At 70.4% G+C, this 16,541-nt stretch carries 13 protein-coding genes; all 13 read left to right on the forward strand.

The window, feature by feature from the left end:
* The first annotated feature begins 30 nt into the window (after window positions 1–30).
* Window positions 31–1,491 (forward strand): dihydropyrimidinase, encoded by a 1,461-nt coding sequence (gene hydA / locus LR948_RS15100; protein ID WP_232754914.1) that lies wholly within the window; start codon window positions 31–33, stop codon window positions 1,489–1,491.
* A gap of 45 nt (window positions 1,492–1,536) precedes the next feature.
* Window positions 1,537–2,319 carry an ABC transporter ATP-binding protein gene (locus LR948_RS15105; RefSeq protein ID WP_232754915.1) on the forward strand — a complete coding sequence of 261 codons (783 nt, stop codon included), beginning with the start codon at window positions 1,537–1,539 and terminating at the stop codon, window positions 2,317–2,319.
* Window positions 2,316–3,317 (forward strand): ABC transporter permease, encoded by a 1,002-nt coding sequence (locus tag LR948_RS15110; RefSeq protein ID WP_232754916.1) that lies wholly within the window; start codon window positions 2,316–2,318, stop codon window positions 3,315–3,317. The genes LR948_RS15105 and LR948_RS15110 overlap by 4 nt, the downstream gene beginning before the upstream one ends.
* Before the next feature lie 103 nt (window positions 3,318–3,420).
* Complete coding sequence (locus tag LR948_RS15115) at window positions 3,421–4,266, forward strand: ABC transporter permease (RefSeq protein ID WP_232754917.1); 846 nt, start codon at window positions 3,421–3,423, stop codon at window positions 4,264–4,266.
* 41 nt (window positions 4,267–4,307) lie between these two features.
* Window positions 4,308–5,309 (forward strand): ABC transporter substrate-binding protein, encoded by a 1,002-nt coding sequence (locus tag LR948_RS15120; RefSeq protein WP_232754918.1) that lies wholly within the window; start codon window positions 4,308–4,310, stop codon window positions 5,307–5,309.
* A gap of 276 nt (window positions 5,310–5,585) precedes the next feature.
* On the forward strand, window positions 5,586–7,199 hold the full coding sequence (locus LR948_RS15125) for a thiamine pyrophosphate-binding protein (RefSeq protein WP_232754919.1): 1,614 nt from the start codon (window positions 5,586–5,588) through the stop codon (window positions 7,197–7,199).
* Window positions 7,183–8,397: a CaiB/BaiF CoA-transferase family protein gene (locus LR948_RS15130; RefSeq protein WP_232754920.1), complete on the forward strand. Its 1,215-nt coding sequence runs from the start codon at window positions 7,183–7,185 to the stop codon at window positions 8,395–8,397. The genes LR948_RS15125 and LR948_RS15130 overlap by 17 nt, the downstream gene beginning before the upstream one ends.
* A 115-nt stretch (window positions 8,398–8,512) precedes the next feature.
* Window positions 8,513–9,871, forward strand: a complete 1,359-nt coding sequence (locus LR948_RS15135; RefSeq protein ID WP_232754921.1) for a tetratricopeptide repeat protein — start codon at window positions 8,513–8,515, stop codon at window positions 9,869–9,871.
* Between the two features lie 22 nt (window positions 9,872–9,893).
* Window positions 9,894–11,117, forward strand: a complete 1,224-nt coding sequence (locus tag LR948_RS15140) for an OpgC family protein (RefSeq protein WP_232754922.1) — start codon at window positions 9,894–9,896, stop codon at window positions 11,115–11,117.
* 7 nt (window positions 11,118–11,124) lie between these two features.
* On the forward strand, window positions 11,125–12,672 hold the full coding sequence (locus LR948_RS15145; RefSeq protein WP_232754923.1) for a glucan biosynthesis protein: 1,548 nt from the start codon (window positions 11,125–11,127) through the stop codon (window positions 12,670–12,672).
* Complete coding sequence (mdoH, locus tag LR948_RS15150) at window positions 12,669–14,555, forward strand: glucans biosynthesis glucosyltransferase MdoH (RefSeq protein ID WP_232754924.1); 1,887 nt, start codon at window positions 12,669–12,671, stop codon at window positions 14,553–14,555. Before LR948_RS15145 ends, mdoH begins: the two co-directional genes overlap by 4 nt.
* A 519-nt stretch (window positions 14,556–15,074) precedes the next feature.
* Window positions 15,075–15,596, forward strand: a complete 522-nt coding sequence (locus LR948_RS15155; protein WP_232754925.1) for a YHS domain-containing (seleno)protein — start codon at window positions 15,075–15,077, stop codon at window positions 15,594–15,596.
* 50 nt (window positions 15,597–15,646) lie between these two features.
* Window positions 15,647–16,489 (forward strand): PHB depolymerase family esterase, encoded by an 843-nt coding sequence (locus LR948_RS15160; protein WP_232754926.1) that lies wholly within the window; start codon window positions 15,647–15,649, stop codon window positions 16,487–16,489.
* The last annotated feature ends 52 nt before the right edge of the window (window positions 16,490–16,541 follow it).

Raw genomic sequence — 16,541 nt, forward strand, 5'->3', positions numbered from 1 at the left:
CCGGCAGACAAGACAACAGGGAGTATTCACATGACCAAGGTCATCAAGAACGGCACGATCGTCACCGCCGACCGCACCTGGAAGGCCGACATCCTCATCGAGGGCGAGACGATCAAGCAGATCGGCGAGGACCTGAAGGGCGACGAGGTGATCGACGCCGAGGGCGCCTATGTCATCCCCGGCGGCATCGACCCGCATACCCACATGGAGATGCCCTTCATGGGCACCACCGCCGCCGAGACCTTCGAGACCGGCACCTGGGCGGCGGCCTGCGGCGGCACCACGATGACCGTGGACTTCGTGCTGCCCGGCGCCGACGGCTCGATCAAGAACGCGATCAACGAATGGCACCGCAAGTCGGCGCCGCAGATCTGTTCCGACATCGGCTACCACGTCGCGGTGACCGGCTGGAACGAGACCATCTTCAACGAGATGAAGGACGCCGTCGACATGGGCGTCAATTCCTTCAAGCACTTCATGGCCTACAAGGGCGCGCTGATGATCGAGGACGACGAGATGTTCGCCTCCTTCAAGCGCTGCAAGGAGCTGGGCGCGCTGCCCATGGTGCATGCCGAGAACGGCGACCTGGTGGCCGACATGCAGCAGCAGATGCTCGAACAGGGCATCACCGGCCCCGAGGGCCACGCCTATTCGCGCCCGCCCGAGTTCGAGGGCGAGGCCGCCAACCGCGCGATCACCATCGCCGATGCCGCGGGCGTCCCGCTTTATATCGTGCATGTCTCCTGCGAGCAGGCACATGAAGCCATCCGCCGCGCCCGCCAGAAGGGCATGCGGGTCTACGGCGAGCCGCTGGCGCAGTTCCTGACCCTCGACGAGAGCGAGTATTTCAACAAGGACTGGGACCACGCCGCGCGCCGGGTGATGTCGCCGCCCTTCCGCAACAAGGAACACCAGGACAGCCTCTGGGCGGGTCTCCAGGCCGGCAGCCTGCAGGTTGTGGCCACCGACCACGCCGCCTTCTCGACCGAGCAGAAGCGCATGGGCGTCGGCGATTTCACCAAGATCCCCAACGGCTCGAACGGCCTCGAGGAGCGCCTCGCGGTGCTCTGGACCTTCGGGGTCGAGACCGGGCGCCTGACCATGAACGAGTTCGTCGCGGTGACCTCCTCGAACGTGGCGAAGATCCTCAACATCTACCCCAAGAAAGGCGCGATCGTCGAAGGCGCGGATGCCGACCTGGTGGTCTGGGACCCGAAGATCACCAAGACCATCTCGGCTTCGAACCACCATTCGATCCTCGATTACAACGTCTTCGAGGGCTTCGAGGTGAAGGCCCAGCCGCGCTACACGCTGAGCCGCGGCGAGGTGATCTGGGCCTGGGGGCAGAACTCCCAGCCGCAGCCCGGACGGGGCCGCTTTGTGCCGCGCCCGGCCTTCCCCTCTGCGCATGAGGCGCTGTCGAAGTGGAAGGCGCTGACCGCGCCCAAGCAGATCCACCGCGATCCGATGAACATTCCGGCGGGCGTCTGAGCCCGCCCCAGCCCCTCACGCAGCCAGTCCCGGAGGACCAGCCCTGTGACAGCCAGTCCCGTGATCCGTGCCAAGGGTCTCAATCTCACCTTCCAGACCAATGACGGTCCGGTCCATGCGCTGAAGGATGTCGACCTCGACGTCTCGAAGGGCGAATTCGTCTCTTTCATCGGGCCTTCGGGCTGCGGCAAGACCACCTTCCTGCGCTGCGTCGCGGGGCTGGAGACCCCGACCGGCGGCGAGCTGAGCGTGGACGGCATGAGCCCCGAGGAGGCCCGCAAGGCGCGCGCCTACGGCTATGTCTTCCAGGCCGCCGGGCTCTATCCCTGGCGGACCATCGGCGGCAACATCCGCCTGCCGCTGGAGATCATGGGCTATTCCCGCGAGGAAAAGGCCGAGCGCGTCAAGAACACCCTCGAACTCGTTGATCTTGCAGGCTTCGAGAAGAAGTTTCCCTGGCAGCTCTCGGGGGGCATGCAGCAGCGCGCCTCGATCGCCCGGGCGCTGAGCTTCGACGCGCCGATCCTGTTGATGGACGAGCCCTTCGGGGCGCTCGACGAGATCGTCCGCGACCGCCTCAACGAAGAGCTCCTGGCGCTCTGGGCGCGGACCGAGAAGACCATGCTCTTCGTCACCCATTCGATCCCCGAGGCGGTCTATCTCTCGACCAAGATCGTGGTGATGAGCCCGCGTCCGGGGCGGATCTCGGACGTGATCGAGAGCCCGCTGCCGCGCGAGCGGCCGCTCGACATCCGCGACAGCCGCGAGTTCATCGAGGTCGCCCACCGGGTCCGCGAGGGCCTGCGGGCGGGGATGGAAGCGGCATGAGTGACACCGCTCCCATCGCCGCCCAGGGGGCGGGCGTCGGCCGGTCGGGGCGGGTGGCGCTCTGGGCCCGGTCGCTCGGCGGCGGGCTGGCGCCGGTCCTGACCGTGGTCGCGGCGCTGGTCGCGCTCTGGTATCTCGCCTGCATCCCGATGAACGCCTCGCAATCGGTGCTCGACGCGAGCCGCGCGGGCATCGAGGTCACCCCGGCCTCGCCGAGCGACCGGCGCGGCATGTCGGGCACGGCGCTCGCCTTGCAGAACCCCGGGGTCGCGCTGTCGAACGCCTATGTGCAGGACCGCCCGAAGCTGCCCGCGCCGCACCAGGTGGCGGCCGAGCTCTGGACCGGGCTTGCAGGCGCGGCGCCGACCTCGCCGCGCAGCCTGATCTACCACGGCTGGGTGACGCTTTCGGCCACCGGTCTCGGCTTCGCCATCGGCACGGTCATGGGCATTCTTCTCGCCGTCGGCATCGTGCACAGCCGGGTCATGGACATGAGCGTCATGCCCTGGGCGATCATCTCTCAGACCATCCCGATCATCGCCATCGCGCCGATGATCATCGTGGTGCTCTACTCGGTGGGGATCCAGGGGCTGGTGCCCAAGGCGATCATCTCGGCCTATCTGTCCTTCTTCCCGGTGGTGGTCGGCATGGTGAAGGGGCTGCGCTCGCCCGATGCCATGCAGATCGACCTCCTGCGGACCTATGGGGCGAGCCGGGGCGAGATGTTCTGGAAGCTGCGGCTGCCCTCCTCGATGCCCTACCTCTTCGCCTCGCTGAAGATCGGCTTCGCGGCCTCGCTGGTGGGCGCCATCGTCGGTGAGCTGCCGACCGGGGCGACCGCGGGCCTGGGCGCGCGGCTCCTGGCGGGCAGCTACTACGGGCAGACCATCCAGATCTGGTCGGCGCTCTTCGCCGCGGCGATCCTTGCGGCGCTCTCGGTCGGCGTGATCGGCGCGCTCGAGCGCGGGCTGCTGGCCCGCATGGGGATGCGGCGATGAGCGGTGCGAAGACACCCCCGCGCGGCCGTCTCGGGACGGGCGCAAAAGCGCGCCGCCCGGGCCGCAAGACAGACCAAATGAACGCATCGAAGGAGGGCAGGGCATGGCATTGGTGATCGCGGCGCTTGTCCTCTGGGCGCTTGGCTGGACGCTCAACGCACGGCTGGCCAACGGGCCGCAGGCCGGGCTGCCCCTGGTGCAACTGGCGGTGCCGGTGATCTTCGGCCTGACGCTCATCGCCATGTGGGAGCTGATCGTCCGCGGCCTGTCGGTGCCCGGGGTGATCCTGCCCGCGCCGACGGTGATCGCGGCGACCTTCGCGGCCCAGGCCGGCACCCTCTGGCAGGACTTCGTGCAGACCTTCGTGAAAGGCGCGCTCTCGGGCTTCCTGATCGGCTGCGCGGCGGCCTTCGCGGTGGCGATCCTGGCCGATAGGACCGAGTTCCTGCGCCGGGGCATCCTGCCGGTGGGCAACTTCATGGCGGCCCTGCCGATCGTCGGCACCGCGCCGATCCTGGTGATGTGGTTCGGCTTCGACTGGCATTCCAAGGCCGCGGTCGTGGTGGTCATGGTCTTCTTCCCGATGCTGGTGAACACCGTCGCGGGGCTGGCCGACACCGGGCCCATGCAGCGCGACCTGATGCGCACCTACGGGGCGAGCTACCTGCAGACCCTGGTGAAGCTGCGGCTGCCCGCGGCCATGCCCTTCATCTTCAACGGCTTGAAGATTTCCACGACACTGGCGCTGATCGGTGCCATCGTTGCCGAGTTTTTCGGCTCCCCGATCCGCGGGGTCGGCTTCCGCATCTCCACATCGGTCGGGCAGCTTGCGCTCGACATGGTCTGGGCCGAGATTGTGGTCGCCGCGCTCGCGGGCACGCTCTTCTACGGCGCGGTCGCCGCGCTCGAGAAACGGGTCACGTTCTGGCACCCGTCGCACCGGCGCTAAAGACGCCGGGCGGAAGACAGGACCGACATGGAGGTAACGCAATGAAAACGAAACTGATTGGTGCGGCCCTGGCCTTCGGCCTCGCGGCACCCATGGCCCAGGCCCAGGACCTCGACGAGGTGACCCTGCAGCTCAAGTGGGTCACTCAGGCGCAGTTCGCCGGCTATTACGTCGCCGAGGCGCAGGGCTTCTACGAGGAAGAGGGCCTCGACGTGACGATCAAGCCGGGCGGCCCGGACATCGCGCCCGAGCAGGTGATCGCCGGCGGCGGCGCCGATGTGATCGTGACCTGGATGGCCGCGGGCCTCGCCGCGCGCGAGCGCGGAGTGCCGCTGGTGAACATCGCCCAGCCTTTCGCCACCGGCGGGCTGCAGCTCACCTGCCTCAAGGAGACCGGCGTCGAGAGCCCCGAGGACTTCCCCGGCCGCACCCTGGGCGTCTGGTTCTTCGGCAACGAATATCCCTTCTACGCCTGGATGGCGCAGCTCGGCGTCGACACCGACGGTGCCGACGAGGACGGGGTGACGGTCCTGAAGCAGGCCTTCAACGTCGATCCGCTCCTGCAGGGGCAGGCGGACTGCATCTCGACCATGACCTACAACGAATACGGCCAGGTGCTGGACGCGGGCTACACCGCTGATGACCTGGTGAACTTCAACTACCTCGAGGAAGGCGTCGGCATGCTCGAGGACGGGCTCTACGTCATGGAAGAGAACCTCGAGGACGAGGCCTTCCAGGACAAGATGGTCCGCTTCGTGCGCGCCTCGATGAAAGGCTGGAAATACGCCGAGGAGAACCCCGAGGAGGCCGCGCAGATCGTCGTCGACAACGACATGACCGGCGCGCAGACCATCGACCACCAGGTCTACATGATGGGCGAGGTCGCCAAGCTGACCGCGGGGTCCAACGGCGCGCTGCGCGAAGAGGACTACCGGCAGACGGTGGACACGCTGCTCTCGGCGGTCTCCGAGGACAACCCGGCGATCACCGAGGAGCCCGAGGGCGCCTGGACCCATGCGATCACCGACCAGGCGCTGAACTGAGCGCCCGGGCCTGACAAGGGCTGATCTTCGCCGCCGCCGGGTCACCCCCGGCGGCGGTTTTCGTTGACGAAGGGGTGAACGGCGCGCGGCGGGCCTTGTCATTCGGGCGCCCGCGGGCTTCCCCTCTTGGCAAGACGCCCGACGCCCGACGCCCGACGCCCGACGCCCGACGCCCGACGCCCGACGCCCGACGCCCGACGCCCGACGCCCGACGCCCGACGCCCGACGCCCGACGCCCGACGCCCCGCATCCCTCCGCCGCAGGAAAGGCCCGCCCGTGACCGAGACCCGCACCGCCGACATCCTCGCCCGCCGCCTGGCCGACGCCGGCTGCCGCCATGCCTTCGGGATGCCCGGCGGCGAGGTGCTGACCCTGCTCGACGCCTTCGAGGCCGCGGGCCTGGCCTTCCACCTCGTCCGCCACGAGAACGCCGGCGGCTTCATGGCCGAGGGCGTGCACCACCGCGACGGCGCGCCGGGGGTGCTGCTGGCGACCGTGGGGCCGGGGGCGCTCAACGCCGTCAACGTGGCCGAGAACGCCCGCCAGGACCGGGTGCCGCTGATCCTCGTGACCGGCTGCGTCGATGCCGACGAGGCGCAGCGCTACACCCACCAGGTGCTCGACCAGCGCGCGGTCTTCGGCGCGGTCTGCAAGGCGAGCTTCACGCTCACCGCAGGCGCCGCCGAGGTCATCGCCGACAAGGCGCTGGCCATCGCGACCGAGGGCCAGCCGGGCCCGGTGCATATCGACGTGCCGGTGGGCGTGGCCGATGCGCCCGCCAAAGCCGCGCCCGGGCTGCGCCGCCGCGACACCCTGCCGCTAGCGCCCGCGCCGGGGCCGGGCTGGGAGGCCGCGCGCGCCGCGCTTTCCAAGGCGCGCCGTCCGCTGATCGTCGCGGGCGTCGACGCGGTGAACCAGGCGGCGGGGCCCGAGCTGCGCGCCGCGGTCGAGCGGCTCGGCGCGCCGCTGGTCACCACCTACAAGGGCAAGGGGCTCCTGCCCGAGGATCACCCGCTGGCGCTTGGCGGGGCGGGGCTCTCGCCCCTGGCCGACCGGCACCTTCTGCCGCTGGTGCGCGAGGCCGACGTGGTGGTTCTGGCGGGCTACGACCCGATCGAGATGCGCCCGGGCTGGCAGGATGCCGTCGACCCCGAAGCGCAGATGGTCATCGACATCTCCGCCGTGCCGAACAGCCACTACATGCACCAGGGCAGCGTGAACCTGCAGGGCAGCCTCGGCCCGACGCTCACCGCACTGACCGAAGGGGCTGGGCTGAGCGACGGCTGGGGCGCGCGCATCGCCGAGACCAAGGCGGCGCTCGCCCGGGCCTTCGCGCCGGAAGCCGATTGGGGCCCCAGCGTGGTGATCGATACCTGCCGCCGGGTGTTGCCGCCCGGGACGCTCGCCAGCGCCGACAGCGGGGCGCATCGCATCCTCCTCAGCCAGATGTGGCGCTGCGAGGCGCCGCGCGGGCTGGTGCAAAGCTCGGGCCTCTGCACCATGGGCTGCGCGGTGCCGCTGGCGATCGGCATGGCGCTCGCGGAACCCGCCCGCCCGGTGATTTCCTTCTCGGGCGACGCGGGCCTGATGATGGTCGCGGGCGAGCTGGCGACCGCGGCGGAACTGGGCGTGCGGCCGATCTTCCTGGTCTTCGCCGACCGCTCGCTGGCGCTGATCGAGAAGAAGCAGCGCGAGAGACAGCTCGGCAACGCCGGCGTCGATTTCGCGGGCACGGATTTCGCGGCGCTGGCGCGCTCCATGGGCGGGGCAGGGCGCAGCGTGCGCAATGCGGATGAGCTGGAGGCCGCGCTGACCGAGGCGCTGGAGGCGCCGACCTTCACCCTGATCGCCGCTGAGATCGACCGGAGGGCCTATGACGGACGCATCTGAGAGCAAGGGACCGCTCGACGGCATCACGATCTGCGACCTCAGCCGCATCCTCGCGGGGCCGACCGCGACCCAGCTCATGGGCGACCTCGGCGCCACGGTCCTGAAGATCGAGAACCCCAAGTCCGGCGGCGACGACACCCGCGCCTGGGGCCCGCCCTATGCCGAGACCGAGGACGGCACCCGCGACCTCTCGGCCTATTTCATGGCCGCGAACCGCAACAAATACAGCGTCGCCGCCGACATCTCGACCGAGGAGGGTGCGGCCCTGGTGCGCGAGATCGCCGCCGCCTCGGACGTGGTGATCGAGAACTTCAAACCCGGCGGGCTGGAGAAATACGGGCTCGACCACGGTACGCTCTGCGCGGCGCATCCCGGGCTGGTCTATTGCTCGATCTCGGGCTTCGGGCAGACCGGGCCGAACCGGCATCTCGCGGGCTATGACCTCATGGCCCAGGGCTACGGCGGGATCATGTCGCTGACCGGCCCGGCAGAGGGCGCGCCGCACAAGGTCGGCGTGGGCATCGCCGACGTCATGTGCGGCATGTATGCGACCATCGGCATCCTCGCCGCGCTGCGCCACCGCGACGCCACGGGCGAGGGCCAGCACATCGACTTGGCGCTGGTCGACGCCCAGATGGCCTGGCTGATCAACGAGGGCACCAATTACCTGACCTCGGGCCGCGACCCCGAGCGGCGCGGCAACGCCCATCCGAACATCTGCCCCTATGACGTCTTCGCCTGCGCCGACGGCCATGTGATCCTGGCGGTGGGCAACGACGGCCAGTTCCGCCGCTTCGCCGAAGCCATGGGCCGGCCCGAGCTGGGCTCCGAGCCGCGCTTTGCCACCAACCCCGAGCGGCTGGCGCACCGGGAAGAGCTGACGGAAATTATTACAGAAATGCTCGCGGGGCAGCCCGCGCGCCGGATTCTGCAGCAGTTGTCCGAGGTCGGCGTGCCCGCCGGGCCGATCCATTCGGTCGCCGAGGCGCTTGGCTCGGACCAGGCGCAGGCGCGCGGCGGGGTGATCGAGATGGCCCGCGGGGGCGCCCTGAAGGGTGCCGTGCAACTCCTTGGAAACCCTCTGAAATTCTCGCGCACCCCGGTGGCCTACCGGCAGCCGCCGCCGCGCATGGGCGAACATACCGGGGCGGTCAGGGGCCTCCTCGACCGGATCCTCGCGCGCCGAGGGCGGCGCTGAGCGGGGTCTGACGGGCGGTCACAAACGCGCGCTTTCACGCCGAACTGACGTGGGATGCGCGCCCCCTGGACGTAGAGTGGGCCCCGAGACTTCTGCACATCGTCCAGGGAATTTCATGCGACACGATATCTGCCGCGCCGCCGTCGATTTCTCCGACCCCGAGGCCCTGGCGGCCTGGAACGCCATGACGCGCTCGTTCCTGGCCCATGGCGCCGAGGCGCCGGACCACCTGGCCCGGGTGCTGGAGCGCGCGCCCGACGCGGTGCTGCCCTTGGCCGCCAAGGGGCTTTTCTGCCTGATGCTGGGCCGCGCCGAGACGGTGACCGCCGCCCATGAAGCGGCCCGCGCCGCGCGGCAGCGCGCGGGCGAGGGGCTGCCCGCCCGCGTCACCGCCTGGCTCGCGGCGCTGGAAGCCTGGCTGTCGGGCCAGCCTTCGGGGGCGCGTTTCCACCTCGAGGGGGTGCTGGTGCGGACCCCCGAGGACACGCTGACGATGAAGATCGTGCATGGCATCCGCTTCATCCTCGGCGATGCGGGCGGCATGCGGCGCTCGCTCGACCGGGTGATCGCGGCGCATGACGCCGAGCATCCGCTGGCGGGCTTCGCCTTCGGCTGTCGCGCCTTCGCGCTGGAGGAGACCGGCGATTACGACGCGGCCGAGACCTCGGGCCTGCGCGCGCTGGAGCTGGCGCCCGACGACGCCTGGGGGCTGCACGCGGTGGCCCATGTCTACGACATGACCCATCGGCCCGACCGGGGCATCGCGCTCATCGACGAGAACGGCGCGGCCTGGGGGCATTGCAACAATTTCCGCTACCACGTCTGGTGGCACAAGGCGCTCCTGCATCTCGACCGGGGCGAGATCGACGCGGTGCTGGCCCTCTACGACGATAAGATCCGCGCCGAGAAGACCGACGACTACCGCGACATCGCCAATGCCTCCTCGCTCCTGATGCGGCTCGAGCTGGAAGGCGTGGCCTGCGGCGCCCGCTGGGACGAGCTCGCCGATCTCTCCGAGGCGCGGAGCGACGACGGCGTGCTGGTCTTCGCGGATCTGCATTACCTCCTGGCGCTGACCGGCGCGGGCCGGCCCGAGGCGGCGGGGCGGCTGGCCGGGCGCATCGCCCTGACCGGGCAGGAGCACAACGAGCCCGGCCGCGTCGCGGCCCATCCCGGCGCCGCCGCCGCGCGCGGGCTCGCCGCCTTCGGAGAGGGGCGCTACGCCGAGGCCTTCGCCGATCTCAACGCCGCGCGCGCGCACATGCAGACCATCGGCGGCAGCCACGCGCAGCGCGACATCTTCGAGCGCATGACCGTGGATGCGGGCCTCAGGGCCGGGCGGCTCGACGCCTGCGCGCGCATCCTCTCCGAGCGCACGCGGCTGCGCGCCGGTCTGCCCGATGCCTTTGCCGATGCGCGGCGATCCGCCATCGACGAGGCGCGCCGCACCGCGGCGCTTTACGCCGCCCAGTGACCGGGGCAGGAACCGCTCCGTTATGAGTACGATCGAACCGCCGATGACGGCACAGACGGACAAGACGGCAGCGACCCGGACCACGACCGCGCTCGGGGACCGGACCACGGGCCTGCGCGACCCGCGGCTGGATTTCTTCCGCGGCATCGCGATGTTCATCATCCTGATCGCCCATGTGCCCGGCAACGCCTGGACGCTCTGGATCCCGGCGCGTTTCGGCTTCTCCGACGCGACCGAGATCTTCGTCTTCTGCTCGGGCATGGCCTCGGCCATCGCCTTCGGGAAGGTCTTCCGCGACCAGAGCTGGCGCATGGGCACGGCCCGCGTCGCCTACCGCTGCTGGCAGGTCTACTGGGCCCATATCGGGCTGTTCCTCGCGGTGGCCACGGCCATGGTGGCGCTGAACGCCATCGGCACGCTTGAGCGCGACTACGTGGGCCAGCTCAACCTCTATCCGTTCTTCAAGGATCCCCAGACCAACCTCCTGGGCCTGATGACGCTGAGCTACGTGCCGAACTACTTCGACATCCTGCCGATGTACCTGGTGATCCTGGCGATGATGCCGGTCTTCGTGGCGCTGGCCGGGGTGCACCGGGCGCTGGCGGCGGCGGGGGTGCTCATCCTCTGGGGGCTGGCGCAGGCGGATCTCCTGGCCTTTCCCGCCGAGCCCTGGTCCGAGCGCGAGTGGTTCTTCAATCCCTTCGGCTGGCAGCTGATCTTCTTCACCGGCTTCGCCTTCATGTCCGGGCTCCTGCCCGCGCCGCCGGTCGACCGGCGGCTGGTGATCCTGGCCGCGGCGCTGGTGCTGGTGATCCTGCCTTTCGCCTATTTCCGGGTGATCGGGGCGGTGCCCTTCATCCGCGAATGGCGCTCGGACTACGCGCTCCTGATCGCCAAGACCGACTTCGGGGTTCTGCGCTACGTGCACTTCCTGGCGCTGGCCTATCTGGCCTGGGTCGCCGCCGGCGCGCGCGGCACCCGGCTCCTGCCCGGAGAGGGCGCCGGCCTCGCCCCCGAGGTCTGGCGGCGGGTTCTTGCCGTCATCATGAAGGTCGGTCAGCAATCCCTCGCCGTTTTCATCGCCTCGATGTTCCTGGCACGGCTGATGGGGGCCGCACTGGACCTTTTCGAGCGGAACCCTCTGACCACATTGCTTGTTAACGCAACCGGAATGGCGCTGCTCGTGGCCACCGCCTATGGGGCGGGATGGTTCAAATCCCAGCCCTGGCGGCGCGCGAGACGATGAGGAACCTATGCTGAGACGGGAACTGCTGATGGGGCTGGCCGGGCTGGTCGCCACCCGGGCCGCGGCCGAGGGCGGCACGGGCGAAAGCGCGCCTGCGGCCGAGGCCGAGCCCGGGATGCAGCTGGGCGCGCCCAGCTCCTTTTCGCGCGCCGATGTGACCCGCATGGCCCGCGACCTGGCCGCCAAGTCCTTTGAGGCGCCCGCGCGCATCCCCGAGGCCTGGACCAACATCAGCTACGACGACTACCGCGCGATCTGGTTCGACCACCGCAACGCGCTCTGGGAGCCCGAGGGCGAGCTGCCCTTCCGCGTCGATTTCTTCGCGCCGGGGCTCTATTTCCCGACGCCCATCGAGGTCTCGGTCGTCGATGGGGGCGAGGCGCGCCCGGTGCTTTTCGACATGGGCGTCTTCGACACCTCCGACCGCTTCCCCGATCTGCCGGTCGACGAGAGCCTGGGCTATTCCGGCCTGCGGCTCCGGGCCGAGCTCGACACGCCGGGCATCTTCACCGAGTTCGCGGTCTTCCAGGGGGCCAGCTACTTCCGCGGCATCGGCGCCGGGCAGACCTACGGGCTCTCGGCGCGCGGGCTGGCGGTCGACACCGCGGAGCCCTCGGGCGAGGAGTTCCCCGAGTTCCGCCGCTTCTGGATCGAGCGCCCCGCCGCCCGCGACGCCGAGATCGTGGTGCATGCGCTGCTCGACGGGCCCTCGGCCAGCGGCGCCTACCGCTTCCGCATCCGCCCCGGCGAGCGGCTCGACATCCGGGTCGAGGCCGAGATCTTCGCCCGGACGCGGCTGCGCCACTATGGCATCGCGCCGCTGACCTCGATGTTCCAGTTCGACGAGACCAACCGCCACCGCTTCTCGGACTTCCGCTCGGCGGTGCATGACAGCGACGGGCTCTTGATCCTGAACGGCGGCGGCGAGACCATCTGGCGGCCGCTCGCCAATCCCGCGCAGCTGCAGATCAGCGGCTTCCAGGACAACAACCCGCGCGGCTTCGGCCTCATGCAGCGGGCCCGCGGGTTCGAGGATTTCGGCGACCTCGAAGCGCATTACCACCGCCGCCCCTCGCTCTGGATCGTGCCGGGCGAGGAATGGGGGCCGGGCGAGGTCACGCTGGTGGAGATCCCCACCGACGACGAGATCTACGACAATATCGTCGCCTACTGGCGCCCGCGGGTGCCGCTGGAGCCGGGCCAGTCGGCGGCCTTCAGCTACGACATGAGCTGGGGCGCGCGGGGCGTGCATGGCGAAGGGCTCGCGGTGATCAACACCCGCTCGGGCAAGGACCGGGGCGGCGGGCTGCGCTTCACCATCGATTTTGCCCCCGACCCCGAGGAACCGCTCGACCTCGACCAGCTGGTGCCGCTGGTGCGCGCCAGCGCCGGCGAGGTCGTCGCCCCGATCGTCGAGCGCAATCCCGAGACCGGCGGCGTGCGGCTGGGCTTCAAGCTCCTGCCGGGCGACGCCCAGGTCATCGAGATGCGCGCGCAACTGAGATCCGAGGAAGCCGGCCTCTCCGAGGTCTGGCTCTACAGGTGGACCGCATGAGCCTATCCGAGCCCGAGACCATGATGCCGCCCCGCGCGCCGATGCCGCTGCGCAAGCAGAGCTTCGGCGCCTGCGAGATCCCGCGCCAGGGGCCCGGGCGGCTGACATGGCGCGACGTGCTCTGGCGGGCCGGGGCCTTCGGGCCGGCGCTCCTGATCACGGTCTCGCTGATCGTCGGCATCATCCGCTGGTTCGACGCCGGCGGCTTCACCCTGCAGGAGGGTCTCGTGACCCTCTTGATCGGGCTGACCTTCGTCTGGGTCTCGCTCTCGGTCTCGGCGGTGCTGCTGGCGGTGCTGCGGCTGATCCTCGGCAAGCGCGCCGAGACCCGGCCGCGCGGCGCGGCGCAGAAGATCGCGCTTCTGGTGCCGGTCTACAACGAAAGCCCCAGCGACGTGATGGGCAATGTCGCCGCCATGCGCCGCGAGCTCGAACAGGGCCGGCGGACCGACGATTTTGCCTTCTTCATCCTGTCCGACACCCAGGACCCCGAGATCGCCGAGGCCGAGGCCCGCGCCTTCCGCCACCTCAAGGCCGCGACCGGCCACGACATCCCGGTCTATTACCGCCGCCGGGCGCGCAACACCGACAAGAAGGTCGGCAACATCAACGGCTGGATCGCCGAATACGGCGCGGCCTGGGATGCCATGGTGGTGCTCGATGCCGACAGCCTGATGACCGGGGCGGGCATCCGCCAGCTTGCCGATGCGCTCTCGCGCGATCCCGCCGCCGGGCTGATCCAGAGCTTCCCGGTGCTGATCTCGGCCGAGACGCTCTTTGGCCGTATGCAGCAGTTCGCCACCTCGGTATATGGCTGGCTTCTGGCCGAGGGCCTGGCGCTCTGGTCCCAGAGCGAGGGCAACTACTGGGGCCACAACGCCATCATCCGCACCCGCGCCTTCGCCGACAGCGCCCAGCTGCCGCATCTCAAGGGCCGGGGCGGCCAGGACCAGCTGATCCTGAGCCATGATTTCGTCGAGGCCGGCATGCTGCGCCGCGCCGGGTGGGCGGTGCGCTTCCTGCCGCGGCTCGGCGGCTCCTTCGAGGAAACCCCGGCCTCGCTCATCGACTATGTGCTGCGCGACCGGCGCTGGTGCCAGGGCAACCTGCAGCACCTGCGCATCCTCGGCGCCCGCGGCTTCCACCCGATCTCGCGGTTCCACCTGTTGCAGGGGGCCTTCGCTTACCTCTTGTCGCCGGCCTGGTTCGTGCTCCTGGTGATCTGGTCGGCCTTCCTGCCGCTCGCGCAGCAGGACCAGGTGATCTACTTCCACCCCTCGAACCCCTTCCACCCGGTCTGGCCGCAGGTCAGCCAGATCGACGGACTGTGGTTCCTGGTCTTCATCTACACCATGCTGCTCTTGCCGAAGATCGTGGCGGCGGGGTTGCTGGCGGCCTCGCGCGGGGTGGTGCGGCTTTACGGCGGCGCGACGCGTTTCGCGCTGACCACCGGCTACGAGATCGCGCTGGCCATCCTCTATGCGCCGATCCTCATGGTTCAGCAGACCACGGCGGTGCTGCGGGCGCTGGCCGGGGCCCCCAACGCCTGGTCGCCGCAGCGGCGCGGGACCACGCATTACGGCTGGCGGGTGCTATTGCGGTTCCACTGGCTCGAGACGGTGCTGGGCGCGGGGATGATCCTCGGGATGGCCTCGGGGCTCCTGTCGCTCTGGCTCACGCCGGTGGCGGTGAGCCTGGCGGCGGCGCCGGTCCTGTCCTGGCTCTCCTCGGCGCGGGTGGCGGACCTGAGCCTCGCCCCGCTGCGCCTCGAGACGCCGCTGTCGCTGCGCGAGCCCCGGGTGCAGACCCGCGCCCGCGCCGAACGCGCCGCGCTGCGCGATGCGCTGGAGACCCCCGAGCCCGCCGCCATGGCGGCGGAGTGAGGGGGCTGGGGTTGGGGGCTGCTGGGCGAGGCGGTAGTGCCGGCCCCACCCACGTCACCACCCCGCGCAACAGAGGGCGCGCACCGGACCGGGGGCCGGCGCTACTGACCTGTGAGCGAGGCGCTTTATCCACGCAAGGTCAGGGCTAGCGACGATCTATACGCCTCGCCCACAAGAGCGCCGGCCCAAGGGGCCGGTCCGGCGCGCGCCCGGCATCTTCGATGCTGTTCGGGCGCAAGGGGGAGGCGTTGCGCCGGGAGGCCTGGCGGGCGGGCAGGGGGGAAGTGTTGCGGTGCTCCGGGTGAAACGTCGCCGCGTGGTGCCAAGATCAGCGCCCACCAGCGCTTCTCATCGCCATCACCGCCACGCCATGACCATACACCTCTCCTCCTTCCCCAGCCCCCCCTGAAACAAACCACACCACCGCCCCACGGCCCCTCACGAAGCGCGGAGGGGGGCTGCCCGGAGCGCGCGCCCGCCGCTAGCCTCGCTCCCACGCAGTCCAGGAGGAGACACGCCATGCGCCCGACCGCCACACTGATCGCCGCTCTCGCCTTCGCCGCCCCCGGCCTCGCCGCCGCGGGCGAGCAATACGTCGACCCCACCGGCTTCGCCGTCTCGGGCTACGACGTGGTCGCCTATTTCGACCTGCCGCAGGCCGCGCCCGGCGCGCCCCAGCCCGAGGCCGTCCCGGGCCGCGCGGGCATCACCGCCGAGCACAACGGCGCCACCTTCGCCTTCGCCTCGGAGGAAAACCGCGCGCGCTTCCTCGCGGACCCGGCCGCCTATGTCCCGCAATACGACGGCCATTGCGCCTATGGCGTGGCCAAGGGCGGCAAGGTGCCGGGCAATCCCAACCTCTGGCGTATCGTCGACGGCAAGCTCTATCTCAACATCACCGAGGCGGTGGTGGGCTTCTGGGAAGAGGACATCCCCGGCAACATCGACCTCGCCCAGGGCAACTGGCCGGGCATCGAGCCGCAGGGCGCCTCGTCCCGGGCGATCCCGCAGTTCAGCTCCGCCGCGCCGCTGGCGCGCTGAGCAGGGCGCGCTAGCCTCCCGCCCATGACAGCCAGTCCGGGAGCCCGCCCATGAACCTCAAGACCGCGACGCTGGCCCTCGGCCTGAACCTCGCCGCATCCCCCGCGCTCGCGCTCTGCGGCGGGGCCGAGCCCGCCTGCGAGATCCCGGGCGGCAGCTACCACGCCGAACTGCCCGAGGATCTTGCCGAAGGCGCCCCGGCGCTGGTCTTTCTGCACGGCTGGGGCTCGACCGGCGCAGGCACGCTGACGATGCGCGGCATGGTCGAGGCGGCCCTGGCGCGCGGCTACGCGGTGATCGCCCCCGACGGCATCCCGCGCCAGGGGCGCGGCGGGCGGACCTGGGCCTTCCACCCCGACCGCCCCGGCCCGCGCGACGAGGCCGCCTTCCTGCGCGCGGTCCGCGACGACGCCGCCGCGCGCTTCGGGCTCGACCCCGAGAGGATGCTGCTCGCGGGCTTCTCCATCGGGGGCTCCATGGTGAGCTACCTCGCCTGCGACGCGCCCGGGAGATTCGCGGGCTACGCCCCGGTCGCGGGCAGCTTCTGGCGCCCGCATCCCGAGGGCTGCGCCGGCCCCGCGCCGCTTCTGCACACCCATGGCTGGCGCGACGGAACGGTGCCGCTCGAAGGGCGGCTCCTGCGCGGCGAGAGCCCCGAGGCCCCGGGCGCGGTGGTCCAGGGCGACGTCTGGCACGCCATGACGCTCTGGCGCGCCGCCAACGGCTGCCGGCTGCAGGCCGGGGCCTTCGAGAGCGACGAGACCTATTGGCGGAAGCGCTGGACCAATTGCAACGGCGCGCCGCTGGAGATGGCGCTGTTCGACGGCGGCCACGGGATTCCGCCCGGCTGGGCGGAGATGGCACTCGATTGGTTCGAGGGGCTGGCGGAGTAGGCGGGAGGCTGTCGGGGCAGAGGCCCTTTGGGTCACCTTTCTGTGGTGCGCG

The sequence above is a fragment of the Roseivivax sp. GX 12232 genome (genome assembly GCF_021272185.1).
GTDB lineage: Bacteria > Pseudomonadota > Alphaproteobacteria > Rhodobacterales > Rhodobacteraceae > Roseivivax.

Coding starts and splice junctions, on each gene's coding strand:
- LR948_RS15135 (WP_232754921.1), top strand. CDS start 8,513: ATGCGACACGATATCTGCCGCGCCGCCGTCGATTTCTCCGACCCCGAG.
- LR948_RS15155 (WP_232754925.1), top strand. CDS start 15,075: ATGCGCCCGACCGCCACACTGATCGCCGCTCTCGCCTTCGCCGCCCCC.
- hydA (WP_232754914.1), top strand. CDS start 31: ATGACCAAGGTCATCAAGAACGGCACGATCGTCACCGCCGACCGCACC.
- LR948_RS15120 (WP_232754918.1), top strand. CDS start 4,308: ATGAAAACGAAACTGATTGGTGCGGCCCTGGCCTTCGGCCTCGCGGCA.
- LR948_RS15145 (WP_232754923.1), top strand. CDS start 11,125: ATGCTGAGACGGGAACTGCTGATGGGGCTGGCCGGGCTGGTCGCCACC.
- LR948_RS15110 (WP_232754916.1), top strand. CDS start 2,316: ATGAGTGACACCGCTCCCATCGCCGCCCAGGGGGCGGGCGTCGGCCGG.
- LR948_RS15115 (WP_232754917.1), top strand. CDS start 3,421: ATGGCATTGGTGATCGCGGCGCTTGTCCTCTGGGCGCTTGGCTGGACG.
- LR948_RS15160 (WP_232754926.1), top strand. CDS start 15,647: ATGAACCTCAAGACCGCGACGCTGGCCCTCGGCCTGAACCTCGCCGCA.
- mdoH (WP_232754924.1), top strand. CDS start 12,669: ATGAGCCTATCCGAGCCCGAGACCATGATGCCGCCCCGCGCGCCGATG.
- LR948_RS15140 (WP_232754922.1), top strand. CDS start 9,894: ATGAGTACGATCGAACCGCCGATGACGGCACAGACGGACAAGACGGCA.
- LR948_RS15130 (WP_232754920.1), top strand. CDS start 7,183: ATGACGGACGCATCTGAGAGCAAGGGACCGCTCGACGGCATCACGATC.